This is a genomic window from Pseudomonas sp. BF-R-26 (assembly GCF_019947395.1).
Classification (GTDB): Bacteria; Pseudomonadota; Gammaproteobacteria; order Pseudomonadales; family Pseudomonadaceae; genus Aquipseudomonas; species Aquipseudomonas farris.
This window is the reverse complement of record NZ_JAGYGK010000030.1, coordinates 23,086-29,492: the sequence shown is the minus strand read 5'-3', so window position 1 is coordinate 29,492 and position 6,407 is coordinate 23,086. Positions and strand designations below refer to the sequence as shown.

At 59.7% G+C, this 6,407-nt stretch carries 7 protein-coding genes; 1 reads left to right on the top strand and 6 read right to left on the bottom strand.

The features are described 5' to 3' along the window. Positions 1 to 191: 191 nt before the first annotated feature. The 5 genes from KGB18_RS29370 to KGB18_RS29350 form a co-directional block, all read right to left on the bottom strand. Entirely contained in the window at positions 192 to 512 is a 321-nt protein-coding gene (locus tag KGB18_RS29370; protein WP_007899427.1) for a DUF2388 domain-containing protein, read from the bottom strand. A 68-nt stretch (positions 513 to 580) separates the two neighbouring features. Next, complete coding sequence (locus KGB18_RS29365) at positions 581 to 1,018, bottom strand: NfeD family protein (protein ID WP_123720290.1); 438 nt, start codon at positions 1,016 to 1,018, stop codon at positions 581 to 583. A gap of 11 nt (positions 1,019 to 1,029) precedes the next feature. Then, complete coding sequence (locus tag KGB18_RS29360; protein WP_123720291.1) at positions 1,030 to 1,944, bottom strand: SPFH domain-containing protein; 915 nt, start codon at positions 1,942 to 1,944, stop codon at positions 1,030 to 1,032. Positions 1,945 to 2,061: 117 nt separating this feature from the next. Further along, on the bottom strand, positions 2,062 to 3,846 hold the full coding sequence (locus tag KGB18_RS29355) for a GspE/PulE family protein (protein ID WP_123720292.1): 1,785 nt from the start codon (positions 3,844 to 3,846) through the stop codon (positions 2,062 to 2,064). A gap of 90 nt (positions 3,847 to 3,936) precedes the next feature. Beyond that, complete coding sequence (locus KGB18_RS29350) at positions 3,937 to 4,275, bottom strand: hypothetical protein (RefSeq protein ID WP_123720293.1); 339 nt, start codon at positions 4,273 to 4,275, stop codon at positions 3,937 to 3,939. A gap of 127 nt (positions 4,276 to 4,402) precedes the next feature. Between KGB18_RS29350 and KGB18_RS29345 the strand changes: the two genes are divergently transcribed. Next, on the top strand, positions 4,403 to 4,873 hold the full coding sequence (locus KGB18_RS29345) for an Lrp/AsnC family transcriptional regulator (protein ID WP_018927598.1): 471 nt from the start codon (positions 4,403 to 4,405) through the stop codon (positions 4,871 to 4,873). A gap of 128 nt (positions 4,874 to 5,001) precedes the next feature. Here KGB18_RS29345 and KGB18_RS29340 read toward each other — a convergent pair whose 3' ends face one another. Continuing rightward, a complete protein-coding gene (locus KGB18_RS29340) occupies positions 5,002 to 6,369 on the bottom strand; it encodes an inorganic triphosphatase (RefSeq protein ID WP_048396307.1) in 1,368 nt (455 codons plus the stop codon). Positions 6,370 to 6,407 lie beyond the last annotated feature (38 nt).

Sequence of the window (6,407 nt, the reverse complement as noted above, 5' to 3'; positions counted from 1 at the left end):
GAAAGAACCCTTGGCCTAAACGGGTCGCGGTGTTCCTGTAGGGCATCGCATGGCCTAAAGCTGTGGGAGTTCAGCTGTCTATCAATATGCCTTCAAAATAAAGGTCATCAAGACAGTTGCTCCCACAATGGATCGCATTTCGGGCAAAAAAATGCCGCTCATGAGAGCGGCATTTTGTTCAGCAACGAACCTTATTTTGAGGCGATGGCATTCTTCGCCAGGATTGCGTTCGCCAGTTCCATGTCCGTGGCTTGCAGGCCAGGGTTATCGGCGCGGACTTTCTGCATGGCAGCTTCCAGGTACGGGCCGCGAATGGCGCCGTCACTGGCGACAAAGCTGCCGGCGTCGTCCTGGGCGGCGACGACCAGCTTGTGATCCCTGGAGGTCAGGTAGGACGTACCGGTGGTGGCACCGGAAGTAAGGACGTTACGCAAAAAGCTGTCATCAGCCATCGCCGAACCGACTTGAAGGGACAACACGGCGAAGGTAGCGACAGCAAGTTTGAGACGCATAAAAGGTGACTCCACTGGGTTTTAACTGCGGGCTTTGATTGCCGATAACCCAATCGAGTTCCGTGACGTTAGTCGGCTCGCTCCACCAGTAAAATCGCCCCTTGCTGGCCGACCACCCGAACACGGCTGCCGGATGCAGTGTCAGGCCCGCGGGCCATCCATACGCCATCGGCGACCTTGATCTTGCCGCGGCCGTCGACAATCGCTTCGCTGACCACGAACACCTTGCCGATCAGCTCTTGTCCTCGCAGGTTCAGATTCGGCTGGTCGCTGACCCGTACCGCACTGCGCTGACGTCTCCACCAGTACAGCGCGGTGAGGATTGAAAAGACCGCAAACAGCAGCACCTGCAATTCCCAGGGCAAGCCCGGTATCACGAACGTCAGCACGCCGACGGCGGCGGCTGCCATGCCGATCCACAACAGATAGCCACCGGCCCCGAATACCTCGAGGATCAGCAGCAGCGTGCCCAAGGCCAACCAGCTCCAGAACGAAAACAGCTCCATGGGCACCGACCTCAGCCTTTCTTGCCGTCGAACGTGGCCTTGACGATTTCGCCAATGCCACCGACTGCGCCGATCATCGAACTGGCCTCGAGCGGCATCAGGATCACTTTGCTGTTGTTGGCCGAGGCCAGTTTGCCCAAGGCATCGATGTACTTCTGCGCAACGAAGTAATTGACCGCCTGCACGTTACCGCCGGCGATGGCTTCGGACACCACTTTGGTGGCTTGGGCTTCGGCCTGGGCCTGACGCTCCCGGGCCTCGGCTTCGAGGAACGCGGCCTGACGGCTACCTTCGGCTTCCAGAATCTGCGCCTGCTTCTTGCCTTCGGCGGTGAGGATCGCCGAGGCGCGCAAACCTTCGGCTTCAAGAATCTGTGCGCGTTTGATCCGCTCGGCTTTCATCTGGCCGGACATGGCGGCCATCAGGTCGGCGGGAGGGCTGATGTCCTTGATCTCGATCCGGGTGATCTTGATGCCCCACGGCGCCGTGGCTTCATCAACGGTGCGCAGCAGTTTTTCGTTGATGTTGTCGCGCTGACTGAGCATCGCGTCCAGCTCCATGGAGCCAAGCACGGTACGGATATTGGTTTGCAGCAGATTGCGGATGGCGTGTTCGAGGTTGTTCACCTCATAGGCAGCCTGGGCGGTGTTGACCACCTGGAAGAAGCACACGGCGTCGATTTGCACGGTGGCGTTGTCGGCGGTGATGACTTCCTGAGGCGGGATGTCCAGCACGCTTTCCATCACGTTGATCTTGCGACCGATGCGGTCCATCACCGGAATGATGATGTTCAAGCCTGGTTTGAGGGTGTTGGTGTAACGGCCGAAACGTTCGACCGTCCATTCAAAACCCTGAGGCACCACCTTGAAGCCCATGAAAAGAATGGCCACGGCCAGCGCGACGAAAAGAATCAGTGCAATACCCATAACGGTCCCTGTCCATCTGGTGGAGTTACGATGGCCAGAGTGTAGGGCAAAAGGCCTGCAGTGTTGTGTTCGACTTGGGGCTTTATATGTCTGAACGCGCGCTACCGGAACTATTGCCTACTTCTGCTCACTCTGCGGCGTCACTCGCAACACCTCTTCGATCGTGGTCAAACCCGCCGCCACTTTCTGCGCCCCCGACAGCCGCAAACTGCGCATGCCTTCCTTGAAGGCCTGACGGCGGACCGCCAGCAAATCGGTATCAGGGTTGATCAGCGCTTTAATACCGTCAGTCAGCTGCATGATTTCGTACACCCCGGCGCGGCCGCGATAACCGGTTTCGCGGCATTCCAGGCAGCCGATGGCGCGTTGTGCGTTACCTGGCAGTGGCGCTTGCCAAGGCCGGGTCAGGGTTTGCCAGTCGTCCTCGCCCAAAGTTAATGGCGCCTTGCAATGCGGGCAGAGGGTCCGGACCAGACGCTGAGCCATGACCCCGAGCACCGTGGCCTTGATCAGGTAATGCGGCACGCCGAGTTCCAGCAGGCGGCTGATGGCGCTCGGGGCGTCGTTGGTGTGCAACGTCGACAACACCAAGTGGCCGGTGAGTGCCGCTTGAATCGCCATTTCGGCGGTTTCGAGGTCGCGGATCTCGCCGATCATGATGATGTCCGGGTCTTGCCGCATCAGCGCACGCACGCCGGCGGCAAAGGTCAGGTCGATGTTGTGCTGGACCTGCATCTGATTGAACGCCGGTTCGACCATTTCGATCGGGTCTTCAATGGTGCAGAGGTTGACCTCCGGCGTCGCCAGTTTCTTCAGGGTGGTGTACAGCGTGGTGGTCTTGCCTGAACCGGTCGGCCCGGTCACTAGAATGATGCCATTGGGCTGGCGGGTCATGTCTTGCCAGCGACGCAGGTCATCGGCGGAAAAACCCAACTGATCGAAGTCCTTGAGCAGCACTTCCGGGTCGAAGATCCGCATGACCATCTTCTCGCCGAACGCCGTCGGTAATGTCGACAGCCGCAGCTCGACTTCGCCACCATCCGGGGTTTTGGTTTTGACCCGGCCGTCCTGGGGTTTGCGCTTTTCCGCGACGTTCATCCGCCCCAGGCTTTTCAGGCGACTGACGATGGCCATGGTCACCTGCGGCGGGAATTGATAGACGTTGTGCAGCACGCCGTCGATGCGAAAGCGCACCGTGCCTTGCTCGCGCCGGGGTTCGATGTGGATATCGCTGGCCCGTTGCTGGAACGCGTACTGGAACAGCCAATCGACGATGTTGACGATGTGTGCGTCGTTGGCGTCCGGCTCCTGGTCGCTGGCGCCGAGGTTGAGCAACTGTTCGAAGTTGCCCAGGGTGCTTGTTTGTTGATCAGCGTTGGTGGCGCCGGTGACCGATTTAGCCAGGCGGAAAAACTCTACGCTAAAGCGCTGGATGTCCACCGGGTTGGCCACCACGCGTTTGATCGGCAGCTTCAACACGTGGGTCAGGTCAGCTTCCCAGCTGCTGACAAAGGGCTGGGCGCTGGCCACGGTGACGGCGTCGCGGTCGATGGACACCGCCAGAATCTTGTGGCGTTGGGCGAAGGCATAGGACATCAACGGCGTAATAGCCGCGACATTGATTTTCAGCGGGTCGATGCGCAAGTAAGGTTGACCGGCCTGCTGAGACAGCCAGAGCGTCAGGCTTTCCAGATCGAGGTGTTTGCCGGGACGGCTGAGGTCGTCCAGGTGTTGGCTGGCGATGAATTCCAGCGGGTGCTGCTGACCATTTATGGCGTGACGGCGGCGGGCGTTGAGCGCGTGTTCGGCCGAATCCTGGCTGATAAAGCCTTGGGCGACCAATTCACGCAGCAAATCATTGAGGTCCAGCCAGCGGTCCTGAGTGGCGAGTTGAACGGACATGCGGGCTCCTTATGAACAACCGTTCGCAAAGGATAGCCGCGCACCCGCAGACCGTTGGGCCACTACCCGACCAAGACGTGTCGGGTTTTTTCAGCCTGCCGCCTGAACCGACTCTCCCCACGCAGAATCAGCCGCTTGCAGGTTCACCGAGCAGACGCTGATCAGGTTACGTAATTTTTCCGCGATCACTTGAGCACGGTGCCAGCTCAGGCCGTCCATGACGATGTCGATCGACAGCAGATCGTCCATGCGCTGCACGTTGACCTGCTGCGGCGTCAGAAACTGCAAGGCGAACAAGTTGAGCGCCCGACACAGCAGATCCGGCTCGGCCTCGGCCAGTAATTGATAGTGAACGCGGCAGTGGGCGTTGCTGACGTTCCAGACATCGGCGCGGGCGGGCGGGGTGTTCACGGCTTCTAAATGCGGCATGGTCCGGTCTCCAAAATCACTGGAGGAATTTTTACATTCGGTGCGGGGCATTTCTTATCTATGATTGGGCTTATTGACCATTTATCGAATCGATCAATTCGATTTAGTACCAACTATAGGTTTTTCTATGCACAGCGAGCTGGATGGCTACGACCGCAAGATTCTCGCGTTGCTGCAAGAGGACGCTTCGCTCTCCAGCGCGCAGATCGCCGAACAGGTGGGGCTCTCGCAGTCGCCGTGCTGGCGGCGGATTCAGCGGATGAAGGAGGAGGGGATCATTCGCGGTCAGGTGACGTTGCTTGACCGCAAGAAAATCGGCCTTAACACGCAGATTTTCGCCGAGATCAAACTCAACGCCCACGGACGCTCGAACTTCACTGAGTTTACCGAGGCGATTCGCGGCTTTCCCGAAGTGCTGGAATGTTATGTGCTGATGGGGTCGGTGGATTTCTTGCTGCGGATCGTCACGGCGGACATCGAGGCTTATGAGCGCTTCTTCTTCGAGAAGCTGTCGATGGTGCCGGGGATTCAGGAGGTCAACTCGATCGTGGCGTTGTCGGAAATCAAGTCGACCACCAGTTTGCCGGTGTTGCGCTGAGCCAAGTCGTGCGGTGAGTGTGAGGGCCTCATCGCGGGCAAGCCCGCTCCCACAGTATTTTGTGTTGAAACACGATGCGCGTTCCAACATTGATCCCTGTGGGAGCGGGCTTGCCCGCGATGGCGGTCTTACATACGCAGGAGCATCTTCCAGGCGCGATTCTGATACACCGCAATCGCCTGGTGCTTACGCGCATCCAGCGATTCATCGGTGATCGGCTCGTTGGCCAGTTGCGTCAGTTTGTTCAGCTCACCATACAGGCGATCCATTTCCGGGATCTCCAGCACGCCGCGGGCATGGTGCAGCCAGGACTGGATGCGCTCGATACGCGGCAGCTGCTCGGCCAAGTCTTCCGGCTGTTGCTGGTAACGCTGCAATTGCAGCGAGTTGGCTTCTTCGCCCAGCATGCGCGGCAGCCAGCTGCCCAGTTGTGCAGCACCCTGGCGATTGCCGCGGGTGTTGCGATCGGCGGCCCAGGTGCGGGCCAGCAACCAGCGCGAGGTGTTCAGGGAAAACAGGCCCCAGCGCACGTCTTCCAGTTCTTCGAGGAATTGCTCCGGCGCGGCTTTGCGCACGTCTTCGTCGTCCAGGCCGGCTTGTACCAGCGGGCGCCAGTCTTCCAGCAGGGCATCCAGCGCGACCCGCAGATCGTGAGTCGACTGACGCGGTGCGGCCTGACCGAGGCTGCTGATCAGCGCGCGCATTTCAGCGAGGTTCTCGACCCAGTCCTGCAACAGGCGCCAGTGGCCATTGAAGCGATATTGCTCGGCCAGACGCTGGCTGCTGCTCAGCAAATGCCAGCTCAACGCGGCGAACGCATCGTCCAGCGGCATTTCGGCGGTGATCTGCGGCGCCGGCAAGCTCAGCGAGTAGCTGTTGGCGTCGAACAGGCGATAACCGCGTTCGGCCTTGCTGATGTCACATGGCATCAGCGCCAGGGTCGCGGCCAGTTCTGCGGCCAGTTCCAGCAGTGCGGCCGGTTCGCCTTCGCGCAGCTCCAGTTCCAGCTCGCAGATTTCTTCTTTCTGCTTGCCGACTACTACGTGGCCCAGGTCCAGCGCGGCTTCGATGACCACTTTGGTCTTGCCACGGCCCCAAGCGATTTCCGCGCGTTCGCGAACGAAATCGGTGGTGAAGATGGCTTTCAAGGTTTTCTTGTCCAGCTCGGCCAGCTCTTCGGGCCAGCATTCACCGTCGAGTTTCTTCACGTCGAGTTTGGCTTTGGGCAGGGACCAGTCGTACTCGTGACGCTCGGACAGACCGGCGACACTCTGGCCACGGGTCTTGAGGGTCTGAATCACTTCTTCGCCATCGCGGCGCAGGCGCAGGGCAACCTTGGCGCGGGCCAGGTCGCGCTCAGGCGTGTCGAAGTACTGGTTCATCAACTCACGGCGTTCCCAGCCACTTTTGTTGCGTTTTTTCAGTAACGGGTGCTCGCGCAGGGCAGCGAGGGTTTCGCGGCTGACGCGGAGTTTGATTTCGGTTTCTTTCTGCATGGCCGGAAAATCCAGGATCGGGAGCGCAGCCGGGGGAA